Origin of the sequence: Thiobacillus sp. SCN 63-57, from assembly GCF_001725555.1 — a bacterium.
Taxonomy (GTDB): Bacteria; Pseudomonadota; Gammaproteobacteria; order Burkholderiales; family Thiobacillaceae; genus Thiobacillus.
Genome location: NZ_MEGP01000008.1, coordinates 1 through 23,502, shown reverse-complemented (window position 1 = coordinate 23,502; position 23,502 = coordinate 1). Strand labels below are relative to the sequence as shown.

The following is a 23,502-nucleotide window of genomic DNA, read 5'->3' as shown; positions in this document are numbered from 1 at the left end:
GCATTTGTCGCTCGTCGTTGCAGGCATGAGCCTGCGGCCTCCTCGCTTCGCCCTAAAGGACTCCGATTTACTACGGGCTGAAGCCCGTGTGGAATCGTATGCGGCAGTCGCCCGCTCTGACGCCCCAGCGGGCGCGTCCAACTGCGGTTTCTAGATTCATGCTCAACGCGCTATGGGTCGGTTTTTTTCTGGTCGCCTTCCTGATCGCGCTGTTCAAGCTGGTCTTCCTCGGCGACGCCGGCGTGTTTGCCGCACTGGTCAAATCTCTGTTCGACAGCAGCAAGACGGCATTTGAAATCGCCCTCGGCCTCACCGGTGTGATGGCGCTGTGGCTGGGGGTGATGAAGGTCGGCGAGCGCGCCGGCATGCTCGATGTGCTGACGCGCGGCCTCGCGCCGCTGTTCCGCCGCCTGTTTCCCGACGTGCCGCCCAACCATCCCGCGCTCGGCGCGATGACGATGAACATGGGTGCCAACATGCTGGGGCTGGACAATGCCGCGACGCCGCTCGGCATCAAGGCGATGCAGGAGCTGCAGAAGCTCAACCCCTCGCCCGACACCGCCAGCGATGCGCAGATCCTGTTCCTGGTGATCAACACCGCGTCGGTGACCCTGCTGCCGGTCACCATCTTCACCTTCCGCGCGCAACTCGGCGCCGCCGATCCCACCGACGTCTTCGTGCCGCTGCTCATCACCACCTATATCGGCACCCTGACCGGTATCCTGGTCACCGGCCTGTTCCAGCGCCTGCACCTGTGGAATCGCGTCACGATGGCGTATCTGGGCGGGGCCACGGCGTTGATCGGCGGGCTGGTCGCCTATTTCTCCAGTCTCGACGCGGCCGAAATGACGCGGCAGTCGGCCATCCTCAGCAACGTCGTGCTGTCGGGCCTCATCATCCTGTTCCTGCTGATGGCGGTGTGGCGCCGCGTCAATGCCTATGAAGCTTTCATCGAAGGTGCCAAGGAAGGCTTTCACACGGCCGTCACGATCATTCCGTATCTTGTCGCCATGCTGGTGGCAATCGGCGTGTTCCGCGCCAGCGGCGCGCTCGACCTGCTGATGGACGGCGTGCGCAGCGCCGTGCTGGCGCTGGGCTTCGACGCGCGCTGGGTTGACGCGCTGCCCACCGCGCTCATGAAGCCGTTCTCCGGCAGCGGCGCGCGGGCTATGATGATCGACACCATGCAGGCACACGGCGCGGACTCCTTCGCCGGGCGGCTCGCTTCCATCGTGCAGGGCAGCACCGAGACGACGTTCTATGTGCTGGCCGTGTATTTCGGGGCGGTCGGCATCAAGCGCGTGCGTCACGCCGTCACCTGCGGGCTGATTGCCGATGTCGCCGGCATCCTCGCCGCCATCGGCATGGCCTATCTGTTTTTCGGCAAAACAGCATGAAAACCTACGACACCCTTGCCGCCGTCGATCTAGGTTCCAACTCGTTCCGCCTGGAAGTGGCGCGGGTCGCCGGCGACCAGCTCTACCCGCTCGATTCGCTGAAGGAAACCGTGCGCCTGGCCGGCGGGCTTGGCGCCGACAAGCGGCTCGACGACGCCACCCAGGAACGTGCGCTGGCCTGTCTGCAGCGGTTCGGCGAACGCCTGCGCGGCCTGTCGCCGGAAGCGATCCGCTGCGTCGGCACCTCGGCACTGCGCGTCGCCAAGAATGCCGGTGACTTCATTGCCCGGGCCGAACGCGCGCTCGGACATCCGATCGAGATCGTCGCCGGGCGCGAGGAGGCGCGGCTCATCTATCTGGGCGTCGCGCATTCGCTGCCGGCGTCGCCCAACCGGCGCCTGGTCGTCGACATCGGCGGCGGTTCCACCGAATTCATCATCGGCCACGGACTGAAGCCGCACGAGCGGGAAAGCCTGCACATGGGCTGCGTCAATTTCTCCACACGTTTCTTTGCCGACGGGGTCGTCGACAAGGCTGCGCTGAAAGCTGCCGAGACCGCGGCCCGCGTCGAGGTCGAGCGTATTGCGAAAGCGTTTTCCCGGGGCAACTGGCAGCAGGCCGTGGGTTCCAGCGGCACCGCTCGCGCGCTGCGCGAGATCCTCGAACAGAGCGGCTGGTCGGCGCACGGCATCACGGCCGATGGACTCGCCCAGCTGCGCACCCAGTTCATCCGGGCTGGCCACCTCGACGCGCTCGAACTGCCTGGCCTGACGCGCGACCGCCGCCCGGTCATCGCCGGCGGCTTTGCCATCATGGCGGGCCTCTTCGCCGAGCTTGACATCGAACAGATGGACGTCGCCGAGACCGCCATGCGCGAAGGCATCCTCTACGATCTGCTGGGACGTTTTCACAAGCACGACATGCGCGAGGCGACAGTGGGTGAGTTCATGCGTCGTTACCACATCGACACCCGTCAGGCCGCGCGTGTCAGGCAAGTGGCGATGAATCTGCTGGCTGCTCAGGGCGGCAGTGGCGCTGGCGACGACAATGACGTGCGCTTTCTCGACTGGGCCGCGCGCCTGCACGAAATCGGGCTCATGGTGTCACACGGCGGCTACCATCGCCATTCCGGCTACATCCTGGAAAACGCCGACATGCCGGGTTTTTCGCGCACCGACCAGGCGCGCCTGGCGCTCTTGGCGCGAGCCCAGCGCGGCGCGCTGACGAAGCTGCCGGCATTCGCCTCCGGTACGGTGTCGGACAACGACCGTTTGCTGGTGTGGCTGCTGCGCCAGGCTGTCATCCTCTGCCGTAACCGTGCCGAGCCCCACCTGCCCGAGGTGAAAGTGGATGCGAGCAACAAGCGTTTCCGCCTGACCTTGCCCGAAGGCTGGCTGGAAAGCCGGCCGCTCACCCAGCGTGCGCTGGAAGAGGAAGCGGCGCACTGGCAGGCGGTGGGAATCAAGTATCCGTTTGCCTAGGACGGGGTCACACAACGGTTCAAGCTAAGGACAGGCCGGCAATGCCAGCGCCTGCAAGGTCGCCCCGCGTGCATCGAGCACGAACGCCGTCACGCCCAGATCGGCAGCTTTCCATCCGGGCTGCCGCCTGAAGCGTTGGCGGGCATGGTGCGGATCGAACGGCCCGGCCAGTTGGCGCACGACATGGTCGTGGTGCAGGACCCGCCGGGCGTTTTCCCCTGCAGTGACCTCCGAGTCCAGGCGGTTCTCAGTCAGGGCCAGATACAGTTGCGCCTCATGTCCGGCAGCCGGGTCGTCGAAGCGGCTGTCGGCCTGGACGTCCAGGCGGTCGGTCGATTGGGTCAGCGTGAGTGCCAGACGGACCGGTGCGGGCGCGGTCGAACGAGCGGGCAGGCCGCGTTGCCAGGCGCGGTAATCCTTGCCGTCGAGCATCACCTGCGGCGTGTAGACCCAACCGGTCCCGTTGTTGCGCGCCCGCTGGCGCTGGCTGAAAGCGGCCTGGGCAAATGGGTCGCGCCAACCCAGCCGGTCCCAGTAGTCCACGTGGAATGCCAGCGGTACCACTCCGGCATCGTCAGGCAGGTGCGATAGCCAGCGGTCGGCTGGCGGGCAGGAACTGCAACCCTCCGAGGTATACAGTTCGAGCAGGCTGTTGCGCGATGCGCCGCTGACGGCATTGCAGGTGGCGGCATCCGCGACAGGGATGGCCAGTACACAGCAGAACAGCAGGACGATACGCATGAGATCTCCTGTCAGGAATCTCTTGGTCGCGCCGGACGAACTGCCCTTACAAGCTGAATCACGGCCGATCGTGCTGGACGGAGGAAATCACAAAAATATATCTTATGCGCGCTATGCCAGCCGCAGTTCGTTCCTGCGAGGTGGATTGTCCTGCGCGGATTGGATGGTGCGTACTGAACCGCCAGAGATGCTGCGAGCATTGCCGGCCTGCGGCGAGGTGTGCTGTCTGAATACCCTATGGATACAGGCGTGGATGGAAACCCGGCAATGCGTCTCCCTCACCGAATTGCCATGTCCCGGTTCCTGGAAATCTAACCAGCTGGACGTCATGATGCCGGCAATGCGAAGTACAAGTATCGATATATACGATATATAAGATATAAAAAAATCGTTTGTTAAATAATTGTCGAAAATCTACTCTGGGCGCCTCAAGGTTTTTAGAAAGGGAACCCTCGATGCAAACGGAAGATGTGCTCGTCCTTGACCCTGCCGGAGATGCGCCGACGCTCCCGCCACCCCCCACCATCCTCCGCGAGCTTGCCGGCGATGCCGGCGTCACGATCAATGGCGACGCCCCGTGGGATATCCGGATACTCGATGAACGCGTCTACCAGCTTGTCTTGACGAAGGGGTCGCTCGGTTTCGGCGAGGCCTATATGGACGGGATGTGGGAGTGCGAGCGGCTGGACCAGATTTTCCACCGTCTTCTGAGCGCCCGGGTCGAGGAAAAAATCGACAACTGGTCGCAGCTGCGCCTGCTGGGCGAGATTCTGCGCCACAGCCTGTTCAACCTCCAATCCAGCCGGCGCGCCTTCCAGGTAGGCGAGCAGCACTACGACATCGGCAACGACGTGTTCGAGGCCATGCTCGACCCCACCATGAGCTACTCCTGCGCCTACTGGCACAACGCGGCCGGGCTGCGGGACGCGCAACTGAAGAAACTCGACATGATCTGCCGCAAGCTGGAGTTGAAGCCCGGCGAACGCATGCTCGAAATCGGTTGCGGATGGGGCGGGCTGGCCCGCTATGCGGCAGAACACTACGGCGTCGAGGTGGTCGGCATCACCATCTCGAAAGAGCAGCAGAAACTGGCACGGGCGCGCTGCGAGGGTCTGCCGGTATCGATCGAGCTGATGGACTATCGGGACCTTACCGAACAATATGACAAGATCGTTTCGGTGGGCATGTTCGAGCATGTCGGCCCGAAAAACTACGCCGTCTATTTCGACACGGCGCATCGTGCGCTCAAGGACGACGGACTGTTCCTGCTGCACACCATCGGCAATTCCGTCACGTCGCCGAAGACCGATGCCTGGATCGACAAATACATCTTTCCCAATGGCAAGCTGCCGTCGGCCAAAGAGATCGCATCAACCCTGGAAAGCCGCTTCCTGATCGAGGATTGGCACAACTTTGGTCAGGATTACGACCATACCCTGATGGCCTGGTGGGAAAACTTCGACACCGCCTGGCCTTTCCTGGAAGCCAAGTACGGCAAGCGCTTCTATCGCATGTGGAAATACTATCTGATGAGTTGCGCGGGTTTTTTCCGTTCCCGCCAGGGCCAGCTCTGGCAGCTGGTCCTGAGCAAGCCGGAAAGAGGGGGTGTCTATCGTTCGGTACGGTAACGCGTTTTACAGCAAGCCCAGTTCCGCATCGGTCGCGTTGTGCGCATACTTGTTTCGCGGCGGCCAGGGGCGGGTGCGCCAGTCGGGTGCCGGCGACAGGGAAGACTTCGTTCGGCCGGGCGGCAAGGCGCCGTTCCCGGCCCCCTTCGAATAGTCGTAATAGAGCTTGACCACTTCCTCCAGGGTCGTCTGCTGGGCAGCCGGATGCGACATGCAGGCGTCGACCCACGCGCGCACGCGGGCGTAGCGCGCGTCGCCGGGCAGCGTGAAGCCTTCGTAATATTCCAAAAACCAGAAACGCTCGAAGAACGGCGTGAACACGGTCTCTGCCCAGCCGAACGTTTCGAACAGGAAAGGGCCGGACGGCGCGTGTTCCAGCAGGAAATCGTTCAGCAGGGCATATTGCTTCAGCATGTCTTCCCGCAGGACCGAACAGCGTGCGGGGTCCTGGTTCATCAGCCAGGTGTAGCCCTGGCTGAAAAAATCAGCATCCATCCGCGTCAGCATATTTTCCACCGCACGCCGGTAAGGGTCGCGCTGGGCGACCGGCTGTTCCGGATAGATGTCCTCGAGATACTGCAGGATGACCAGGCTTTCCTTGATGATGTGCCCGTCGGCCGTTTCCAGGACCGGCAATGCCGTGGTGCCGCGGGTCTTTTTCAGCAGCCAGTCGGGACGCGGCTGAGTGATGTCGATCACCTGGAAGTCGATTTCGTCGCGGCGGCCCTTCAACGTCAGGAGGATGTCCAGACGCTGGCAGAACGGGCAGACGGGAATGTGGTAAATGATGGGTTTGCTCATGGTTGGGGGGTACCCTGGAGAAAAGCTGACGATAACGCAAATGGGCGGACGTTGGTTCTTGCCGGGCCTGAATGGGATGTCCGGCCGATCCATCCGGGCAGGGGCCTGGCTTGCACGTGAAGCCGGGGAGACATCCCGGGCATATGGGCGTTACCGTCCGCTTGCAGCCTCCCCCCGGATGGTCATGACCGTACTCATTGCGAGCGCGACCGGTTTGCCGTCGTCCCGGGTGATTTCGCATTCGTAGTGGGTCAGCGTCTTCCCGTGCTGGACCTGCCGTGCGGTCGCGGTCAGCACGGATCGCCACACGGGCCGGAAGAAACTGATCCGGAGGTCGATGCTGGCGAAGGTTTCGCCTTCCGCAATGGCGGTCGAATGCGCGGTTCCGATGGTGGCGTCGGCCAGTTCGCACAACATGCCGCCGTGCACGGTGCCCTGCTGGTTGCCATGGATGGCTGCATCTGCATCCAGTTCGACTTGCGCATAACCCACATCGACATCCGTAATCCTGAACCCCAGAAGCTGCGAGATTGCAGTGGGATAACGCATCTCCGTGGTGGCATCCGCAGGCAGGCTGCCATCCAGTTGCCGTTGCAGAAACGCGAGCGTAGACAGTTTGCTGTTCATGCATCCTCCGATGAATGACCCCATGAACCGTTCATGCGGATCTGGGCGGCTAGTCTACGGTCGCGCTCCAAATATTTATAATCGATTGTTGTTATTGAAAATAATAGGAGAAACCTATTATGAAAATCCAGCATCTCCGCTTCCTGGCTGCAGTGGTGGAGTATGGCGGCGTGATCAAGGCGGCCGAGCGGCTGCATCTTTCGCAGCCGTCCGTGTCGGCCGGCCTCAAGGCGCTGGAGCAGACGCTGGGCCGGCCGCTCTTCGACCGTTCCATCCCGGCCAACCGGCCGCTTCGGCTGACGCCGGCAGGCCGCCGCTTCTATCGGCATGCGCGAGAGATCCTCCGGCAATGCGATGCAGCGCGTGCCGATTTTCTGGGCGAGGCCGAGGACCTACGACGGATTCGCGTGGGCGTGCTCAATACCCTGCCGCACGAGGCGATTGCGGCGCTGGTTCAAGCGGTGGCAAAGCAGGCGCCCAACGTACGACTGGAGGTTTGGGAAGCTTCCGCCGAGCGTGTGGCCGGATGGCTCGCCCAGGCGCGGATCGACTTCGGCTGGACGAATGTCAGCGATCTCGCCGCCAACGCGCGCGTATTGTGGCGCGAACCCCTGGTCGCCGTGGTGGCGCCGGACCATCCGCTCGCACAGACGTCCGGACCCATTTCGGTTCGGGATTTGGGGGCGTATCCGTTTGTACACCGATCGACTTGCGAGCTGGATGCGGTAGGCCGTGCGCAGTTGAAGGCCGCTGGCGTGACGCTGCGTGTGACGGTGCGTGCCGAACGTGAAGAACTTGCTTTCCGGCTGATACGAAACGGGAAAGGAATGACCCTGGCGCCGCGCAGCCTCGTGCCGGACGACCTGGTGGCCGTGCCGGTCTCGGGCTTGGGCGTGGCGAGAACCATCGGGCTTGAATGGCGCGAGGGCCTGGATCCGATGCTGCCTGGCCTGCTCGCCGATGCGATGGAGGATGTGATGTCGCTGATGCCCGTGTCGGCGGAAACGGGGAGGCAATCGAAACGAGCCGGATAGGAGCGGCGCCGGGCCGCACTGATCTGCGTTTAGATCGAGGCGCGCACGTTGCGCTCGACGTTCACTCTGTCGGAAGGCGTGTGGATTTCAGGAACGGGCAGCGTGCAGCGCTTTGCACGCTCAATGGACATCTGGATCATCGTTTTCGCGTGCCCGACAAAACGCGTTAGGGCCTCGCATTTTTCGCGGCAGATGCAGCTTCGGTCCTCGATCAGGCGGGATACCGTCACTGCGAGCGCATCACACGCGTTCACCAGGCGATCGAAACCCGCCGTGCTGGCGCATTCGCGCAGGCGCATCAGTGCCAGGGCATAGGCCGTGATCCGGTCTTCGGTCAAGGTCTCGGGATGGGTAAAACATTGATGGGCCGTGATGTTTCCCATCTCGTTCAGTGCGTCCACTGCCGCTGCAACCAGATCCTCGGATGTATCCGCCCGCTGTTCCAGCCTGGCTGGTGTCGTGACACCGATCCGATGTTTGGAAGTCAGATATTGCATGTTGCGCATGGCATATCTCCTGGTTATCGAGGTGGTCAGCGGCGTACGGAGGGGGGGCTGACTGGCCTGATGATTACGACAGGTGCAAGGCAAACTTTAACGTCTGTACCACTATAGACAGGTTTATTTGTACTACCAGGTGGATTTGAAGCCTTTCCGATAAAACATAGTCCGGATACGGGCGTTGTCGAGCCCGCGATCCGCCCAAGAAAAATAAGACCTGGCTGGGCCGTATTCGTTCTCGGAAGGGAGGGATTCGTGAAGGCCGCGTCCGCGGGGAAAGCCAATCCCCGGCGGGTGCGTCAGATGGATTGCGTCTGATCCCGGCCCAGCGCCTTGGACTTATACAGGGCTTTGTCGGCGCGGGTCAGCAAGGCATCCAGGGTGTCGTCCGGGTCCTGCCATGCCGAAATGCCGATGCTGACCGACCAGGCGACAGGCTGGCTTTCCCTTCCAGCTTCCTGAAATCGATTTGCAACGAGCCGGGCCTGTTCGAGATCGGCGTCAGGGAGAATGGCCATGAACTCATCGCCCCCGAAACGCGTGAGCTGGTCCGATGCCCTGAGCGAGGCTTTGACCTTTCTTGCGAACTCGACCAGGATCCTGTCGCCCTCGAGGTGGCCATGCGTGTCGTTGATATCCTTGAAGTTGTCCAGATCGAACAGCATGATCGCCAGCTTGTTCCCATGGCGCCGGGTATGGGCAATCTCCCGCTCGAGCTCTTCCATCGCCGCATTCTTGTTGAGGCATTTGGTCAGGCCGTCGTGGCGGCTGATGAACTCGAGGTCGTGCCGCAGCTTTTCCGACGCGAGCAGGATCAGGCTGATCGTGCCGAGCGGAATCGTGAGCGCGGGAATCGCCACATAGACAAGCTGCGAGGCCGACGTGTCAAACACCCCGGTCGGGGGGGAGAAACCGATGAGCAGGGCGCCCAGGCGAACCAGCCGCGAAACGATCATGATCGCCAGCGACGAGACCCAGATATGACGCCCCATCGTCCTGGGCAAGGCCCGCAGCACAAGAAAGAGCTGATCCAGGACGACGATGAGCGTGAACAGGACCATGGTTCCGACGCGCATCCGGATATCGGGCTGGACATACGTGAACCAGACAAACAGCACCACGAACGTCAGCACGAACAGGGCCAGCAGGACGCGGTTGTATTTCGGCGGCGTGCCGGCGAACTTCCGGGTGCCGACGTTCAGCGCCATGAAGGCCAGCAACAGCGTCAGGTTGGCCAGGATGACGCTCAGCAGGTCCGGGATATGGTCCCGGGCGATGAAGAGCGGAAAACACAACGCGATGGCCAGCGCGCCCAGGCTCCATTCGCGCAGGCCCCGTATGGTTTTGGGGTAGGTCTGCGCAAGGATCAGCAGGATTCCACTCATGGCCAGCGCCACGAAGAAGGAAATAATGAAAATGAGCAACGAGGGGTTCATCTACGGGACAGCGTATGTTCTGGTGGTGCAGCTACCGGGCACAGTCTAGCGTATCGCGCCGTTCCAGCCATCGATCATGGCCGGATCGGGACGATTTTCCTGCCCCGAGGGGCATTTATTGGGGTGGTTTGTGGCAAATCGGCCCGTCGACCGGATTTTCCACGCTTTCGGCAATCGCGGTGGCGATCTCGTGGACTTCCTCGGGCGTGAAGTGCTCGAAGAGGCGGCGTGCGATCGGGGGCGGAATGCGGACGGCACGGGTCGTGCCGTCCGACAGCGTCACGGTGACACCGGCGACGGCGTGGCTGACCAGATCCTCGTCCGATTCGGCGAGCAGCATCTGTGCGTCCATGATCGCGTCGTACTCGGCCTCGAGCGCGTCCTGCAGCTCGTCGTCCAGCCCGTCCGGCAGTTCGATGACAAAGCCCTCGATCTCGTCCTGCCGCATCGTGCTCGCGATGCCGTACCCTGCCGCAAACGCCACGAAACGGTCGCGCAGCGCCTCGTCGAAAAACATGTATTCGAAACCCATTTCGTCGTCCTTTCGTTATGCGCCTGCGCGCCGCGCTGTCATCAAAAACACCGGATAGTCCCGCGTCCCGGTCTCGCGTGCCTTGGCAATGCTGAACACGGTCTGGAACCGCACATCGGCAAACCCCGTCTGCGCGGCGCGCCGGCCCAGGTCGGCCCGGTCGAAGCCATGATGCACGTCGACCTCCGGCCCGTGGAAGGAGCCGTCTTCCTGGTCCAGGTCGGCGATGCAGAGGGTGCCGCCGGGATTCAGCAGATCGTGGAAGATGCGCAGGATAGCGTCGGTGTCGGGCACATGGTGCAAGGTCATCGATGTGACGATCAGGTCGAATCGTTGGGCCGGGACCGGATCGACGAGCAGATCCAGCTTCATCGGCGTCATGTTGGCCACACCCTGTGCGGCGATCTTTCCCGCCACCACCTCGAGCATGCCGCCCGAGCTGTCTGCCATCAGAATGGGGCCCAGCTCGTCCTTCAGCGGAAAGGACAGCAGGCCCGTGCCGCAGCCGTAGTCGAGCGCGCTCATGCGTTTGTTCAAGGCTACGGCCTGCCGGATGGCCTGCGCAATCTTCAGACCGCGTTCCTGGAACACCGGGTTGTCGTCCCATTGGCGGGCCTTGGCGTCGAAGTGGGTGGCGTCGAGTTGGGTCGGGCGGGTCGTCATGGGGAAGCGGCGTCAGTTGGCAGGGAGGCGATGCAGGGCAAAGCCGGACGGGAGACAGGGCTATTCTAATGGCCCTGGGCCGAATGGCGTGGATCGCGTGTGTTTTCGGTATCAGTGCTGAATGGCCATCTGGCGCAGATAGGCCAGCAGATCGTCCAGCTGCGCCTCACCCAGCACCGTCGGCGCGAAGCCCGGCATGCTGCGCCGTTCCCAATTGCGAACCGATGCCGGGTCGCGGATCAGCTTGCGCAGGAACGGCTCGTTGAAGTATTCGGTCGGACTGAACGGCCGGTTCAGGTCGGGGCCCACCGCCGCATCGCCGCCGCCGTTGATCGTATGGCAGGCCGCGCAGTGGGTCACGAATACCTGCATCCCCCGTCGCTCCGCACTGTTCGCGGCCGTCCTGGGCTGGATTTGCGGATAGCGCGTTTCCAGCGGCGGCGCGTCCGCAATCCTGGCGATCTGGTAAGGCCATTGCTCGGGCGAGATGCCGGCTTTTTCCGGCGCCCGCCATACCAGATAGAACGGCCCGGCACTGCTGCCTCCCGGCTTGAGCGCCGGCCACGCGGCATCCTCCGGTTCGATCGCCAGCCAGGGCTGCGCCCCGCCGGCAAGCAGGCCACTCGGGATATTGGCGACAAAGCCGTCGCGTGCGATGAATTGCAGCGACTCGACCTGCGGCAATGACGTGATCAGCGCGGCGAGCGGTATCGCCTGGTAGCGCATCGTGCGGTGGTAGGCCACATCGTTTCGAATCTCGATGCTGCGAAGTGCGGGGTGCCTCAGCAGTTCGGTGCGAGTGAACCGATGCGGCTGTGCGCCAACGGCAATATCGATCGAGGGTTCTGCCGCCCGAGCCATTCCGGACCACGCAATGACCAGCAGGACGGAGGCGGCAAGGTGGAGCAGGTTGCGGACGATGATGGAATGGCGAGCGGGCATGGCGGCGTGGAGGAAGGGATGACTCGCGGCCGCATCAAGAATGGCCGCCCGTTGGAGGCGTCAATTCTGCAGCACGGCCGCCCAGCGCGTCAGTTTTTCTTCGAACGGCATGGCCGCATGGGCCGGGCTGGTCGAGGGAAGCGTTGCGTATCGGATGGCGTGGAGTGTCTCGGGCAGGCCGGGCAGCACGAGCCTGCGGTAGAGCTCGGCCGCCTTGCTGCCGTTGAAGCAGACGAGTCCGACGTCCGGATGGCTTGCCAGGAACGCGGCGAGATCATTCGGCACCACGCTCGAATGAACAATCGCGGAATCGAGGCTGCCCGGTCGTTGCGCCGCGGCACAGACATCCCACAGCGCGATCCCGTTCCCGATCAGGCCGTGCACGCGGTTCGCGTAGGGCAGTCCCGGTCCTGCCCCGAAGAGACGTCCCATGATTTTCCAGAACGCATTCTGCGGCTGCGCGTAGTACTGCTGCCGCTGGAGCGACACCTGCCCGGGCAGGCTGCCGAGGACCAGGATTCGCGCGTGCGCGTCGGCGATGGGCGGGAAACCTTGGGCGTGCATCGGCTAGTGTGGGTGAGATGAGTACTTGATGACCTGGCTGATCGAATGGACGCCCGGTACGTAGGCTGCCATGGACAGGCGGCAATCGCAATGAAGCCGCTTGGCATCGACATTGCGCCCATTCCCGACATGGCCGTACTCCAGACGATCGTCGCTGCCGCGCTTGCCGCGAAGCGCAGCGCCGATACGCCAAGAAAGACGTGCTGGGACGCCTGCGCGGAAAGCATGGCCTGTCCTCAGCGCTTGCCGTACTCGTCGTGGCGGCGCCACCACATGCCCGTTTCGTTGCGTCCCCTGGGTGCGCGGTCGAGCCACTGATACATGCCCCAGAGGCCGTCCAGCCCGCGCGCATAGGTGGAGTAGGTGTGGTAGACGACGCCGTCCTCGAGCGCGAATGCGCTCATGCCGGGGCGCTCGCGCAGGTAGGTCGAGACATCGGTTCCGGTCATGATGGCATTCTGGACGGGCGGAGATTGGTCGCCGACTTCCTTGCCCATCGTGAAGGGAATCGGCGCCATCGGCGGCTCGCGCCGATAGTTGTATTCGATGCCGGCCCCGCGCTGGTCTTCCTCGGAGTACGAGGCGTCGAAGTCGAAGTTGAAGTCGCCGTCGAGCGATGAGGCCCAGGGAAAGGTCCAGCCCATCCGCTGCTTGTATGCCTGGAGTTTGGCGAGCGGTGCCCGCGACACCGCCGCCAACGTGACGTCGTGGTTGGCCAGGTGAACGGCGAAGCCATCGAAGCCGTCCGCAATCGACGAGCACGTCGGACAGCCTGCCTTGTAGTCGGGGCCGAACATGAAATGGTAGACGAGAAGCTGCGAATTCCCGCGGAAGAGGTCGGCCAGCGAGGCATTCCCCTCGTCGGTGTCGAAGCGATAGTCCTTGTCGACGCGAACCCACGGCAGCGCCTGCCGCCGCCGTGCCATCTCGTCGCTGCGCCGCGTCAGTTCCTTCTCGTCCTCGAGCAACTCAAGCCTTGCTGCGAGCCAGGCTTCACGTGTTCCGATCGTGTGTTTGGCCATCGTATCCATGTCTGTCTCCTTGCTCATGATCTGCCTTGTTTCGGACGCCGCACGGCACGGACCTTTCCGCTCGGCCCGCCGCCGCAATAAAACAGGTTTGCGCCGTCGGACTCCAATCCGCTGACGCCGATGCCGGCCGGCATCTCGAGCCGTTCGAGCACGGCGCCGTTCTCCGGGTCGATGCGGCGGAGTTCGCTGCCGTCGTCTTCCCAGGTGCCGTGCCACAACTCGCCGTCGACCCAGGTCACGCCGGTGACGAAGCGGTTGGATTCGAGGGTGCGCAGGATGTCGCCGGTGGCGGGATCGATCTGGTGGATCTTGCGGTCGCGATACTGTCCCACCCACAGGCTGCCTTCGGCCCAGGCGAGCCCGGAGTCGCTGCCGTGCCCGGGTGCCGGAATCGACGCCACGACCTCGCCGGTGACGGGATCGATCTTGTCGATGCGCGCGTCGGCAATTTGGTAAAGGTGCGTGCCGTCGAAGGCGGTGCCGGCGTCGCCGGTGCGATCGAGCGTATGCGCGAGCTGGCCGCTTTCGGGATCGAAGGCGACCAGCCTGGATCCGGTGGCGGCCCAGACGTGGCGGCCGTCGTGGGTGACGCCGGCGATCTGGTCGGCACCGGCGAAGGGACCGTATTCACGCACGATCTCGGCGGCGCGTGCCGGTGTCTGGGAGAGGGATTCGGCTGTCTTGGCTTGGGGTGCGGTCATCAAATTGACTCCTTTGGGCGCGCCGGAATGGCGCCGTGAGACTCAATTTAGCCGAGCGGCAGCGCAGTGGGGAGTAACAAGATCGTCGTGAATCCGGCCAGCGGCGGCGCCATCCAGCGCTGCGTGCGGGCGCGCCCGATCGAGCGCACCTTTTCCTCTGCCTCCCTGCACCGTACGCTGGCTGGCCCCGAGCGCCAGCGCGAGGGCCGAGGTCGACCAGGCCGTACCGTCGGCAAGCAGCGCCAGCAGCGACGCCTGGTCGCCGTCGATGGGAGGCACCAGCACGACCACGGCGTCCGCGTCGCGCGGCGTGAGCGCAAAGCCACGCGCGGTGGCCTCGATATGCGTGAGTGGCGCAGCCAGTGCGCGCAGACGGCCGATCCCCACCCGCAGACGCGCGCGGTGCGTCTCGTCAGGACGGCGGGTGTGGAACGCGCGCGCGATCAAGGCGTCGCGGCTCACATCCCCCGGCCACGCCTCGGCGAGCGCGCGCGCCAGCGCGAACAGTACCGGCCGGCGCGCCAGCGGCCGCCAGATCGTGCCGGCGCGCAGGCCGCGGCGGCAGGCGTCGACCACCAGTGCACCCGAGGCGAACAGGGCTTCCACCTCGTCGAGGCGCAGCGGTTGTTCGCGGTCCGCGTGGACGCGGCGGGCGGCGGGACGATCGAGCGCAGCGCGCGCCTCGCCTACCTCGGCGAGGAGGGCGGGCACGCCCGCGCGTCCGGCCGCATCCAGGGCACGTGTGAGCGCAGCCTGCGCCGCTGCCGTCCGCAACGAGCGCAGCGCCACCTCGGCCGCGGCCAGCTCTGCGATCGCCCGCAACGATGGCGGCAGGCCCTGCGTATCGAGCGTGGACAGGGCGGATGCGGCCTCGTCGAGGCGGCCGAGCAACAGCAGCCGGCGCACCAGGATCAGACGCGCGTGCAGCGCATTGGCACGATCGGCGCGCGCCTCGAGCGTGGCCGTCGCGGCCGCCAGTGTGCGCGGCGAGCCGAGGAGGTCGCGCATCGCCAGCGCCACCTCCGCCTCCGCGACCACGCAGCGGGCGTGCGCCACGTGCTCGCGCGCGCCAAAGCCGCGGGCGGCGCGCCGCAGCAGCTCGCGGGCGCGCGGGTAGTCGCCGAGCTGCGCCAGGGCGGTGCCGCGCAGGGCGAGCGCCGGCGGGTCATCGCGCAGGGCGACACGCTTGAGGGCACTGAGCGCGTCGCCGGCTGCGAGCGCGCGCGCGGCAGCGGCGATCAGGGAATCCATCGCGACAGGGTACCCATCAAGGGGGCCGCGATCAAAGGCGCCGAGCCCTTTCCCGGTCACGGCCCGGTCGTGACGCCTACTTCCGGGTGATCACGACCTCCAGATACTCGCTGGGGACGACCAGCGAATGCGCGCCGCCGACGTTCTGGCGTTCGAGCAGCGCGCCGATGTCCCGGGTCAGGCTCGCCTGGCGATCGGGATCGAGCGCGGCGTACACCTTGTAGGTGGGGCCGTAGAAGTTGCGGAACACCTCGATCCAGTGCGTGGCGGATTGATAGCGAAAGTTGAAGCGGCGCCGCTCGCAGCGGATGTCGGTGGCATCCGGGCCGAACAGCTCGACGATGCGCGGCTCGGTTCCCCACAGCATCGGCGACTGCACGCCGGCCGGCGGCGGCACATAGGAAGCGATCAGGCGAAACAGGTCGCCGATGAAGCCTTCGGGCGTCCAGTTCGCCAGGCCGATGCGGCCGCCGCCACGCACCACGCGCGTCAACTCCCGTGCCGCGCGGGCCTGGTGGGGCGCGAACATCACGCCGAACGTGGACAGCGCGACATCGAAGGCGCCGTCGGCGAACGGCAGGTCTTCCGCATCGGCCGCCTGGAAGTGGACTTCCAGCCCATTGGCGCGGGCGCGCTCGGCGCCTTTCTCGAGCAGCTCCGGCACATAGTCGGTCGAGGTCACGCGGGCAAAGCGGCGCGCCGCCGCCAGCGTGGCGTTGCCGTTGCCGGCGGCCACGTCCAGCACCTCTTCGCCGGCACGCAGGTCCACCGCTTCTGCCAGGTGTTCGCCGACGATCTGCAGCGTGGTGCCGACGATGGCATAGTTGCCGCTCGCCCAGGTGGCGTGCTGGCGCTGCTTGATCGCGCCGAAATCGACCTGGCCCGGGCCGGGGGCAGGCGCCCCGGGCGGTGCGGCCGGGGTGCAAACATTCAGTTCGGTAGTCATGGGGATGCTCCTCTCCTCATTCGGATGGAAGGGGACCGGCGGGGCCGGTCGTCCGCTGCCTGGTTGCCCGGCTTTCAAAGCGATGCGTCGTCTCCGCATCGCAGCCGGTCAGTCAGCGCCCCCATTGTCACGAAGCCGCCTGATTGACACTTCACTCTGCGTCGCGCAAATATGCTCAAGCGTCCGGGATTCGTTGCCCCCCGATTGCAGGTTTGCGCTTCCCGATCGATCGCCCGTCGAAAGGTCCACGCCCATGAGCCGAGACACACTTTCCGATCTGCTGCGCACCGTGCGCGTGCGCGGCGCCGTGTTCTATTACGTGAGCTGCAGCGATCCCTGGTCCACCGAGGCGCCGCCGGCCGGCGAGATTGCCGAAGCGGTGATGCCCGGCTGCGAGCATGTCATCGAGTACCACATGATCGCCAAGGGCAACGGCTGGGCCGCGGTCGCGGGCCAGCCGCCGGTGAAACTGGCCACCGGCGACATCGTCATGTTTCCGCAGGGCGATCGCCATGTCCTGTCGAGCGCACCGGGCATCGAGCCGCTGCGCCGGACCGCCGAGTGGGTGTTCTCCACCCGCAACGTCCCCAAGCCCATGCCGATCGCCTTTCATCATGGCGTGGTCGAGCCGGGGTCGCCGCTGCCCGTCGAGGCGGCGGACATGATCGCCGTGTGCGGCTTCCTCGGCTGCGACCTGCGGCCGTTCAATCCCCTGATCGCGGCGCTGCCGCCCATCCTGCATCTGCCGGCCGAACGCGCCAGCGGCTGGGCCGCCCGTGTGATCGAGCAGGCGGTCGTCGAATCCAGCAGCCCGCGGCCCGGCGGCGACGCCGTGCTCGAACGGCTCGCCGAGATGATGTTCGTCGACGCCGCGCGCCGCTATCTCGACACCCTCCCCGAGAACGCGACCGGCTGGCTCGCCGGACTGCGCGACCGCTACGTCGGCAAGGCGCTCGAACGCATGCACGAACGTCCGGACCAGCCCTGGACAGTCGACGACCTCGCCCGCGAAGTCGGCCTGTCGCGTTCCGCGCTGCACGAACGCTTCATGCAAACCCTCGGCGATCCGCCGATGCACTACCTCGCCAGTTGGCGCATCCAGCTCGGCAGCCGGCTGCTGCGGGAATCGAATCGCACCGTGGCGACCATTGCCCTGGAAGTGGGCTACGAATCCGAAGCCGCGTTCTCGCGCGCATTCAAGCGCATGGTCGGCCTGCCGCCCGCCGCGTGGAAACGGACGCAGGCCAGCCGGTAGGCAAGGGGGAACAGGCTATGGGGGCGGGAGATCCGGCCTTGCACCTTGAAGCCAATGTCTTAAGGTGAAGAAACTCCAAAGACACGATAGTTCTCACAACGTATCCTCAACCGGGAGCATGGCGATGAAAAACAATCTGGACGATGTCGGCAAGCTGGTCTTGCGTCTCACCCTCGGCATCCTGATTCTGCTGCACGGCATCGCCAAGCTCCGGCACGGCATCGCCCCGATCGAGGGCATGGTGACCGGCATGGGCATGCCCGCCTTCTTCGCTTACGGCGTATACGCCGGCGAAGTGCTCGGCCCGCTCCTGCTCATCGTCGGCCTCTATGCGCGCATCGGCGCCGCGCTGGTCGCCGCCAACATGTTCTTTGCCTTCGCGCTTGCCCACCTCGCGCAACTCACGAGCCTCAACGAACAGGGCGGCTGGGCGCTGGAACTGCAGGGCATGTTCTTGTTCACTGCGATTGCGCTGCTACTCATGGGGCCCGGGCGGATCAGTATCAATCGGCGCTGATCGCCGAGGCCCGCGCAATGGAGTTGGGACATCCCCGGCCGGACTCGAAACCCGTCAGGGTTGCGAGGTATTTCGACCCTGGCCCGTTTTCCGCCTTTAATCCGCGAGCCTCGTCGCGCGCTTCAGTTGGCGGGGCCAATGGGTGGTGTCTGCGAGCCGCGCGTCGTCGATATCCCCTTCAGCGTTCGCCCGCCTCCCGCCACTCGACTGCGCCGAACCTGGCATCGCCGAAATAGTAGGTGTAGAGCAGGCTCACCGTTCTCACGGTCTGCAGGGTGTTGGGAATATCGGGGTATCGCGCATCCCGTCGCGAGGCGTTGTACTTGAGCGTGAGGGCGTGGGGGCCGTGGATGCGCATGGTAAACGCCGCATCTCCCCGGAAGATGCGCTCTGTCCCCCGGTCCTCGGTCGAAGCCACATCGCTGACGTAGTAGGAGCGCGCCGTCAAGTCGACGTTGACGCGCTCACCCAATAGCAGGCGCAGCGACAGGAGCGCCTGCGGCGTGGCGCCGTAATGGTAATTGCGCTCACCCTGACCGTGTATGGTCCCGGCGGCTCCGTAGCCCACACCCGCAAGGGCGGTGCCCTGCAGCGCCACGTTGTCCGAAATCCACCATTGCGCGGTCGTACCGAACGACACCGCGGTGCTCGAGACGCGAAACGTCTGCGGCGAGATATAGTCGTAGCTGCCATAGAGGCCCCAGATGCCGCGGTAGTTGTCGCCCGCCGTGTATTCCTTTCCGATCAGGAGGCCGCGGCTCATGATGTTCTCGAACACGTTGGCGGTCGTCGCGGTGAAATCGAAATCGAAGTAGTCGAACGGACGTGTATAGCGATAGCCGTTCTTCCCGGGCAGCCCATAGGACATGTGAAAGTCCACGGTGGCCGTATCGCGTTTCACCGTCTGTCCCACGATGCCATCGAGTGCGTCATCGATCTTGTTCCAGCCGAAACGGACATAGCTGTAGGTGGCTGGGTTGTGGCTCTGAAACACCGCGCGGAAGCGGTCGCCGAAGGCGAGCCGGTTGAAGCCCAGCGGCGGGGAGATCGCCGCTGCCCCCGTTTCACGCCAGAATCCAGGCGTGTCGCCGCCGTGCTCCAGCAGCAGGTTCGCCATGCGGAACAGCGGTTCGCCGAGAAACGTCCCGCCGAGGCCGGTGGTGACGAAGTCGTTGATGGAAGGCGGCCCCGTTTCGCCGGCGATCTCCCAGATCAGGCTGCCCCCGAAGGTGTACCCAAGCGACGTCCAGTAGTCGAGGCCGGACGAGCGTGCGAGCCCGAAATAAACGGAGCCCTGATACGGATGCATGAACTGGTTCACCGCGAACGGATCGGTGTCGACCACCCATTTGGCGCTCAAATTGTCCCGGATCGTTTGCAGGCTGGTGTCGTAGACCGGTTTGTCGATGAAGTGGTAGTTGAACCGGTTGAGCAGGAAATTGAATCCGATAATCTCCACGGCCGGAAGGGCATAGTTGGGGCGGGCCTCCCTTTTTACGGAGCCTTCGAGCTGCGCGACAGGGGTATCGGTAGGTGTGGACGCGGCTGGAGACGTGACATCCGTCGCGCTGGCAATATCTTGCGCGAGGAGGTATGGGTCGAAACGATCGGGCGTGAGTTGCCAGCCAGGATTAAACGGCACGAGCACGCGTTCAGGGGTGTCCGCCTCGGCTTCCGCGGCAGGAGCCGGGCCCGGGCTCGCGAGCGCACAAGCGAAAACCGACCCCATGAACAGCATCCTGAACGTCATGCGGTGCATCGGTCGATCGGTGCCCTGCGGGGTAGCAGCCGGGGTTTTGAGCGTGGTCGTGGCAGAGCCATACATCGGCCAAGACGCCGCCGCGGCATGTCTATTTGATTGCATGACTGCCTCCACTTACGGTCTGAAACGAATCGCGCAAACCCACTTTATACCCTATGTCGCGGCTGGATTAAGTCCGGTCTCGCGACTTTGAATTCGTGCAAATGAACCGCCGTCGCCCTGACGGGTCTGACCAGGGAGCCCACGCAGATGAACTGATATGCCGGATTCCCACGCCGCCTTCGTCGCGCCGCATCCCTGGTCGATCGAGCAGATTGCGTTCGACCGCATCGCGCATGAACGCATCGCCCGCGAAGAGACGTGGTTCCATGTGCTCGCAGCGGCGTCATTTGTGGAGAGCCTGGCGGATTTGTACACCCACAATCTGCTGGACCACATGGCGGGCGATGCCGAAGCCAGCCAATGGCTGCGTGAGCGATGGGAACCAGAGGAGCTGCAGCACGGACGCGCGCTGCGACGCTACGTGGAGACGGTGTGGCCCGCATTTGACTGGCAGACGGCGTTTGACGGGTTCTGCACGGACTATCGTCCGTATTGCAAGGCGGAACTGCTGGAGCCCACGCGCGCGCTGGAAATGGTTGCGCGGTGCGTCGTGGAAACCGGCACCGCGGGCCTGTATGGCTTGTTGCAGCAAATCAGTCCGGAGCCCGTGCTGGCCACGCTTGTGGGCCATATCCGTGACGACGAAGTGGGGCACTACAAGTATTTCTATCACGCCTTCCTGCGGTATCGCGAACGGGAACACCCTTCGCGCTGGCAGGTGGCCCGCGTCATTCGGCAGCGGCTCGGGGAAATCGGTCAAGAGGACGCCTACCTGGCGTTGAAAAACGCCCATGCGGTGCGTCATCCCGGACAGACCTTCAGCCCCCGGGACTTTCAGCGCTTTCAACATACGGCCGGGCACTGGGCGCGCGCCCACTATCCTTATGAGATGACGGTGAAAATGCTGCTCAAGCCGCTGCACCTGCCGGGCCTGGTCAACCGCATGGCGCTTCCGCTGCTGGTGCGTCATGCGCGGCGCGTGGTGGCGCCGTGACGGGGCTGAACAGCCCCTGTTTTCCTGGCGGATTCAAGCCGCGGGTTGCAAGGCCGCCTGCATCGCCTGCTCGCTCACCGGGTAGGCCAGCACCGCATGGATGGGAAACAGTTCCAGCAGCTTGCCGATGTGGTCCTCTTCGCGCGGATGCATGAACACGATGACCTTCGCCTGCGGCGCAAAGCGCTGCAGCGTGCGGATCGTGACGTCCAGGTTGGAGACGTTGGCGCCGGCGTAGTTGTTGCCCCAGCCGTAAATGAATTCCCCCACGAAGAAATCCGGCGGCGCTTTCTGCATCGCCCGGTGAAGATTGCGGGCCGAGTCGAAGCGCTGCGCCTCGATGCCAAGCTTCCGGTACAGGGCGCTGAAATCGGGGTGGAAGGGGGACTCGATCAGGGAGAAAAGGGTTTGCATGCTACCTTCAGTCGGGTTGCCGTCGCGCTTTCATTCGCTCAATCCAGCGCGCTTTTTAACGAATGCCACTGGATCGGCGCGGGCCGCGTGTTCTCCAACGCCTCGGCCTGCTTGCGTTTGGCGTATTCCTCCGCACGCTGCGTGAATTTCTGAAGATCGGCGTTGGCGATGCGGGTCTGTTCCGCCATCTCGTCGGCGGTCAGAGGCACTTCGATCAATTGCACCTCGATACGCAGAACGGCAGGATATTTTTCGGTCAGCGCCTGCAGGATCGCGTCGAGCTTCTCACCGGGCAGACCGTAACGCAGCTTCTTGGTGAGAAACAGCCGCAGGATTGCCCCGTCGCCCGGCTTCGCGCGGTTGTTGATCACTGCCGCTTCTTTCTGCAGCCAGCCACGCAGCCGCAGCGGCGTGATTTCGACGCCGGGGTTCAAGATGGCGATGTGGATTTGTCCCGAAGCCATGCGGAACTCCTGTCATGCAAAGGCGGCATTGTGCAGAAGATTTGCGGGCAGCGCCAACCCGGGTCAGTTCAGCCTGGCCCCTTTGGTTTTCTACCGAGTCGTCCCGCATCACCGCGCCATCAGCGCGAACACGCCCCAGCCCAGGTATTCACGCGTGTAAGCGGCATAGCGCGCGGGCTCCGACGTCAGTTGGGCGCGCACCTCTTTCGCCAACGCGTCGTCGGGGTTGGCTTCAAGCCATCGGCGCATGGTCAGCCACTTGGCCGCCTCGTATCGGTCCCAGCTGTCCTGGTCTGCCAGAACCATTTCAACGACGTCGTAGCCAAGGGTGCGGAACGACGCGAGCAGTGCGGGAAGCATGAGAAAGTCGGAGATGTCGTTGGCAAGACACCCCTTGGCAATTGCTTCCGTCGGCAGCTGCCGCCAGAAGGGCTCGCCGATGAGGATGATTCCTGCCGGGCCGAGGCTTTGCGCCAGCAGCGCGATCGTGCCGGTGACGCCGCCGGCTATCCAGCTGGCGCCCACACAGGCTGCCACATCGACCTTCTTGTCCGAGACGTAGCCGGCGGCATCGCCATGGATGAACTTCACCTGGCCGGCAACGCCGAGTTCTTCGGCACGACGTTTCGCTTGCTCGGTGAACAGCTGGCTCAGGTCGATGCCGGTGCCGACGATCCCGTGATCGCGTGCCCAGGTGCACAGCATCTCCCCCGAACCGCTGCCGAGGTCGAGCACTCGCGCCCCCGCTTCCAGACGCAGCGCCGCGCCGAGTGTGGCGAGCTTTTCGGGGGTGAACGGGTTGTGGATGCGGTGAGCGCTTTCGGTGATGTTGAATATTCTTGGGATGTCCACTGCGAATAGCCTCCTTGGCGTGTTGGTTCACCCGGCCGCATTAGCGTTGCATTGCAGGGCGTGCCCCACTGTCTTTTGACCCCGCGGTTTTCAGCTCGGCGGATATGTGGGCGCAAGGACCCGGCGACCACGCGTTTTAATGTTGTGCGCTAGTTCTTGAGATTGCTGATTCTGTTTTCATTACCAGTTTGGAGAGATATCCCATCATGCTTTCAGCAATCGTTTGCACCTCATGTTGTGAAAACTGGACGACAGAACTGTTAGGGAGCTTTGCCTTGATATCTCGCGGAAAGGCTTCGCTAACTTGACGGGTGAGTCGGGGCGTTATCTCGCCACCAGCGTGAACAATAACGTGGCGGCAAGCTTGAGCAAGGATGATGTTATTGACGACAGCATCTTTATCTATCTCTACACCAATGTAGTCTCGGAAGGCCCTGTGGATCGCTTTCATGTCTTGGAATGACAGATCTTTTTTCTCAATGAATAGAGCGACAAGCGCATCCTCAGCACTAGAGGCGGCGTCCATTAATTCACCCACCGTTAACTTCAGGTCTTACTTGAGAAGGCGGGAAGATCCGCCAGCGCGAAGAGTCGCAGTCATTGCGGACGAAAAGACGTCTTCGACTGCTGATCCGAAGTATGAGACGAGAAGGACAACAGCTTGATTAAGAATTAAAGAGAATCTCGGCTTTAGAGATTCGTTGTCCCGGACACCCCGAAGAATTTTCAGGGCTCTGCCGCCATTCATCTGCTCATTTGTGATTTCCATTGTATTAACTAGCCGCCCATGTAATTCCTCGACAGCTGAGATGGCAACATGCATTACCTCGCGATCAAACTCAATGAGCCGATTTACGTCCGAGACAT

The 23,502-nt window shown here is 63.8% G+C and carries 26 protein-coding genes; 7 read left to right on the top strand and 19 right to left on the bottom strand.

Annotated features, from left to right (window positions below; genetic code table 11):
- The first annotated feature begins 158 nt into the window (after positions 1–158).
- Positions 159–1,397, top strand: a complete 1,239-nt coding sequence (locus tag ABT23_RS03875; protein ID WP_296631458.1) for a spore maturation protein — start codon at positions 159–161, stop codon at positions 1,395–1,397.
- Positions 1,394–2,878: an exopolyphosphatase gene (ppx, locus tag ABT23_RS03870; RefSeq protein ID WP_296631455.1), complete on the top strand. Its 1,485-nt coding sequence runs from the start codon at positions 1,394–1,396 to the stop codon at positions 2,876–2,878. The genes ABT23_RS03875 and ppx overlap by 4 nt, the downstream gene beginning before the upstream one ends.
- Before the next feature lie 24 nt (positions 2,879–2,902).
- Here the strand turns inward: ppx and ABT23_RS03865 are convergent, their stop codons facing one another.
- Entirely contained in the window at positions 2,903–3,619 is a 717-nt protein-coding gene (locus tag ABT23_RS03865) for a thioredoxin family protein (protein ID WP_296631452.1), read from the bottom strand.
- A 455-nt stretch (positions 3,620–4,074) separates the two neighbouring features.
- On the opposite strand from ABT23_RS03865, the gene cfa reads away from it, so the two are divergent.
- Positions 4,075–5,247, top strand: a complete 1,173-nt coding sequence (cfa, locus tag ABT23_RS03860) for a cyclopropane fatty acyl phospholipid synthase (protein ID WP_296631450.1) — start codon at positions 4,075–4,077, stop codon at positions 5,245–5,247.
- Positions 5,248–5,253: 6 nt separating this feature from the next.
- Here cfa and ABT23_RS03855 read toward each other — a convergent pair whose 3' ends face one another.
- Positions 5,254–6,048, bottom strand: a complete 795-nt coding sequence (locus ABT23_RS03855) for a glutathione S-transferase family protein (protein ID WP_296631447.1) — start codon at positions 6,046–6,048, stop codon at positions 5,254–5,256.
- A gap of 150 nt (positions 6,049–6,198) precedes the next feature.
- A complete protein-coding gene (locus ABT23_RS03850) occupies positions 6,199–6,675 on the bottom strand; it encodes a PaaI family thioesterase (RefSeq protein WP_296631444.1) in 477 nt (158 codons plus the stop codon).
- A gap of 119 nt (positions 6,676–6,794) precedes the next feature.
- On the opposite strand from ABT23_RS03850, the gene ABT23_RS03845 reads away from it, so the two are divergent.
- A complete protein-coding gene (locus ABT23_RS03845; RefSeq protein WP_296631441.1) occupies positions 6,795–7,709 on the top strand; it encodes a LysR substrate-binding domain-containing protein in 915 nt (304 codons plus the stop codon).
- A gap of 29 nt (positions 7,710–7,738) precedes the next feature.
- Here the strand turns inward: ABT23_RS03845 and ABT23_RS03840 are convergent, their stop codons facing one another.
- From ABT23_RS03840 to ABT23_RS03795, 10 genes are all read right to left on the bottom strand, one after another.
- Positions 7,739–8,215, bottom strand: a complete 477-nt coding sequence (locus ABT23_RS03840) for a hypothetical protein (protein ID WP_296631439.1) — start codon at positions 8,213–8,215, stop codon at positions 7,739–7,741.
- Between the two features lie 293 nt (positions 8,216–8,508).
- Complete coding sequence (locus ABT23_RS03835; protein ID WP_296631438.1) at positions 8,509–9,645, bottom strand: GGDEF domain-containing protein; 1,137 nt, start codon at positions 9,643–9,645, stop codon at positions 8,509–8,511.
- A gap of 115 nt (positions 9,646–9,760) precedes the next feature.
- On the bottom strand, positions 9,761–10,177 hold the full coding sequence (locus ABT23_RS03830) for a hypothetical protein (protein ID WP_296631434.1): 417 nt from the start codon (positions 10,175–10,177) through the stop codon (positions 9,761–9,763).
- Positions 10,178–10,192: 15 nt separating this feature from the next.
- Entirely contained in the window at positions 10,193–10,840 is a 648-nt protein-coding gene (locus tag ABT23_RS03825; RefSeq protein ID WP_296631431.1) for a class I SAM-dependent methyltransferase, read from the bottom strand.
- 111 nt (positions 10,841–10,951) lie between these two features.
- Positions 10,952–11,782 (bottom strand): c-type cytochrome, encoded by an 831-nt coding sequence (locus tag ABT23_RS03820; RefSeq protein ID WP_296631430.1) that lies wholly within the window; start codon positions 11,780–11,782, stop codon positions 10,952–10,954.
- Positions 11,783–11,842: 60 nt separating this feature from the next.
- Positions 11,843–12,346, bottom strand: a complete 504-nt coding sequence (locus tag ABT23_RS03815) for a DNA-deoxyinosine glycosylase (RefSeq protein WP_296631426.1) — start codon at positions 12,344–12,346, stop codon at positions 11,843–11,845.
- A 236-nt stretch (positions 12,347–12,582) separates the two neighbouring features.
- Positions 12,583–13,395, bottom strand: a complete 813-nt coding sequence (locus tag ABT23_RS03810; RefSeq protein ID WP_296631424.1) for a DUF899 domain-containing protein — start codon at positions 13,393–13,395, stop codon at positions 12,583–12,585.
- Positions 13,392–14,078: a PQQ-binding-like beta-propeller repeat protein gene (locus ABT23_RS03805; RefSeq protein WP_296631421.1), complete on the bottom strand. Its 687-nt coding sequence runs from the start codon at positions 14,076–14,078 to the stop codon at positions 13,392–13,394. Before ABT23_RS03805 ends, ABT23_RS03810 begins: the two co-directional genes overlap by 4 nt.
- Positions 14,079–14,120: 42 nt before the next feature.
- Positions 14,121–15,329, bottom strand: coding sequence for a helix-turn-helix domain-containing protein (locus tag ABT23_RS03800; RefSeq protein WP_296631420.1), 1,209 nt, complete (start codon positions 15,327–15,329; stop codon positions 14,121–14,123).
- A gap of 76 nt (positions 15,330–15,405) precedes the next feature.
- Complete coding sequence (locus ABT23_RS03795) at positions 15,406–16,275, bottom strand: class I SAM-dependent methyltransferase (RefSeq protein ID WP_296631418.1); 870 nt, start codon at positions 16,273–16,275, stop codon at positions 15,406–15,408.
- A 253-nt stretch (positions 16,276–16,528) separates the two neighbouring features.
- On the opposite strand from ABT23_RS03795, the gene ABT23_RS03790 reads away from it, so the two are divergent.
- Both ABT23_RS03790 and ABT23_RS03785 read left to right on the top strand, forming a co-directional pair.
- Positions 16,529–17,530 carry an AraC family transcriptional regulator gene (locus ABT23_RS03790; RefSeq protein ID WP_296631415.1) on the top strand — a complete coding sequence of 334 codons (1,002 nt, stop codon included), beginning with the start codon at positions 16,529–16,531 and terminating at the stop codon, positions 17,528–17,530.
- Between the two features lie 124 nt (positions 17,531–17,654).
- Positions 17,655–18,047, top strand: coding sequence for a DoxX family protein (locus ABT23_RS03785; RefSeq protein WP_296631413.1), 393 nt, complete (start codon positions 17,655–17,657; stop codon positions 18,045–18,047).
- Between the two features lie 178 nt (positions 18,048–18,225).
- Here the strand turns inward: ABT23_RS03785 and ABT23_RS03780 are convergent, their stop codons facing one another.
- Positions 18,226–19,806, bottom strand: a complete 1,581-nt coding sequence (locus tag ABT23_RS03780; protein WP_296631410.1) for a DUF3943 domain-containing protein — start codon at positions 19,804–19,806, stop codon at positions 18,226–18,228.
- A gap of 262 nt (positions 19,807–20,068) precedes the next feature.
- Between ABT23_RS03780 and ABT23_RS03775 the strand changes: the two genes are divergently transcribed.
- Positions 20,069–20,905, top strand: coding sequence for a ferritin-like domain-containing protein (locus ABT23_RS03775; RefSeq protein ID WP_296631408.1), 837 nt, complete (start codon positions 20,069–20,071; stop codon positions 20,903–20,905).
- Between the two features lie 33 nt (positions 20,906–20,938).
- Here the strand turns inward: ABT23_RS03775 and ABT23_RS03770 are convergent, their stop codons facing one another.
- The 5 genes from ABT23_RS03770 to ABT23_RS03750 form a co-directional block, all read right to left on the bottom strand.
- Positions 20,939–21,319, bottom strand: a complete 381-nt coding sequence (locus tag ABT23_RS03770) for a hypothetical protein (protein ID WP_296631405.1) — start codon at positions 21,317–21,319, stop codon at positions 20,939–20,941.
- A gap of 38 nt (positions 21,320–21,357) precedes the next feature.
- A complete protein-coding gene (locus ABT23_RS03765) occupies positions 21,358–21,753 on the bottom strand; it encodes a hypothetical protein (protein WP_296631403.1) in 396 nt (131 codons plus the stop codon).
- Positions 21,754–21,891: 138 nt separating this feature from the next.
- Positions 21,892–22,635 (bottom strand): class I SAM-dependent methyltransferase, encoded by a 744-nt coding sequence (locus ABT23_RS03760; RefSeq protein WP_296631400.1) that lies wholly within the window; start codon positions 22,633–22,635, stop codon positions 21,892–21,894.
- 136 nt (positions 22,636–22,771) lie between these two features.
- Positions 22,772–23,173, bottom strand: coding sequence for a hypothetical protein (locus ABT23_RS03755; RefSeq protein ID WP_296631398.1), 402 nt, complete (start codon positions 23,171–23,173; stop codon positions 22,772–22,774).
- 15 nt (positions 23,174–23,188) lie between these two features.
- Positions 23,189–23,502: hypothetical protein (locus ABT23_RS03750; protein WP_296631396.1), on the bottom strand; the 314-nt coding region annotated here is incomplete at its 5' end.

What these genes read in the sequence shown, in the direction of transcription:
- ABT23_RS03875 (WP_296631458.1), top strand. Translation starts at nt 159, where the DNA reads ATGCTCAACGCGCTATGGGTCGGTTTTTTTCTGGTCGCCTTCCTGATC.
- ppx (WP_296631455.1), top strand. Translation starts at nt 1,394, where the DNA reads ATGAAAACCTACGACACCCTTGCCGCCGTCGATCTAGGTTCCAACTCG.
- ABT23_RS03865 (WP_296631452.1), bottom strand. Translation starts at nt 3,619, where the DNA reads ATGCGTATCGTCCTGCTGTTCTGCTGTGTACTGGCCATCCCTGTCGCG.
- cfa (WP_296631450.1), top strand. Translation starts at nt 4,075, where the DNA reads ATGCAAACGGAAGATGTGCTCGTCCTTGACCCTGCCGGAGATGCGCCG.
- ABT23_RS03855 (WP_296631447.1), bottom strand. Translation starts at nt 6,048, where the DNA reads ATGAGCAAACCCATCATTTACCACATTCCCGTCTGCCCGTTCTGCCAG.
- ABT23_RS03850 (WP_296631444.1), bottom strand. Translation starts at nt 6,675, where the DNA reads ATGAACAGCAAACTGTCTACGCTCGCGTTTCTGCAACGGCAACTGGAT.
- ABT23_RS03845 (WP_296631441.1), top strand. Translation starts at nt 6,795, where the DNA reads ATGAAAATCCAGCATCTCCGCTTCCTGGCTGCAGTGGTGGAGTATGGC.
- ABT23_RS03840 (WP_296631439.1), bottom strand. Translation starts at nt 8,215, where the DNA reads ATGCGCAACATGCAATATCTGACTTCCAAACATCGGATCGGTGTCACG.
- ABT23_RS03835 (WP_296631438.1), bottom strand. Translation starts at nt 9,645, where the DNA reads ATGAACCCCTCGTTGCTCATTTTCATTATTTCCTTCTTCGTGGCGCTG.
- ABT23_RS03830 (WP_296631434.1), bottom strand. Translation starts at nt 10,177, where the DNA reads ATGGGTTTCGAATACATGTTTTTCGACGAGGCGCTGCGCGACCGTTTC.
- ABT23_RS03825 (WP_296631431.1), bottom strand. Translation starts at nt 10,840, where the DNA reads ATGACGACCCGCCCGACCCAACTCGACGCCACCCACTTCGACGCCAAG.
- ABT23_RS03820 (WP_296631430.1), bottom strand. Translation starts at nt 11,782, where the DNA reads ATGCCCGCTCGCCATTCCATCATCGTCCGCAACCTGCTCCACCTTGCC.
- ABT23_RS03815 (WP_296631426.1), bottom strand. Translation starts at nt 12,346, where the DNA reads ATGCACGCCCAAGGTTTCCCGCCCATCGCCGACGCGCACGCGCGAATC.
- ABT23_RS03810 (WP_296631424.1), bottom strand. Translation starts at nt 13,395, where the DNA reads ATGAGCAAGGAGACAGACATGGATACGATGGCCAAACACACGATCGGA.
- ABT23_RS03805 (WP_296631421.1), bottom strand. Translation starts at nt 14,078, where the DNA reads ATGACCGCACCCCAAGCCAAGACAGCCGAATCCCTCTCCCAGACACCG.
- ABT23_RS03800 (WP_296631420.1), bottom strand. Translation starts at nt 15,329, where the DNA reads ATGGATTCCCTGATCGCCGCTGCCGCGCGCGCGCTCGCAGCCGGCGAC.
- ABT23_RS03795 (WP_296631418.1), bottom strand. Translation starts at nt 16,275, where the DNA reads ATGACTACCGAACTGAATGTTTGCACCCCGGCCGCACCGCCCGGGGCG.
- ABT23_RS03790 (WP_296631415.1), top strand. Translation starts at nt 16,529, where the DNA reads ATGAGCCGAGACACACTTTCCGATCTGCTGCGCACCGTGCGCGTGCGC.
- ABT23_RS03785 (WP_296631413.1), top strand. Translation starts at nt 17,655, where the DNA reads ATGAAAAACAATCTGGACGATGTCGGCAAGCTGGTCTTGCGTCTCACC.
- ABT23_RS03780 (WP_296631410.1), bottom strand. Translation starts at nt 19,806, where the DNA reads ATGCACCGCATGACGTTCAGGATGCTGTTCATGGGGTCGGTTTTCGCT.
- ABT23_RS03775 (WP_296631408.1), top strand. Translation starts at nt 20,069, where the DNA reads ATGCCGGATTCCCACGCCGCCTTCGTCGCGCCGCATCCCTGGTCGATC.
- ABT23_RS03770 (WP_296631405.1), bottom strand. Translation starts at nt 21,319, where the DNA reads ATGCAAACCCTTTTCTCCCTGATCGAGTCCCCCTTCCACCCCGATTTC.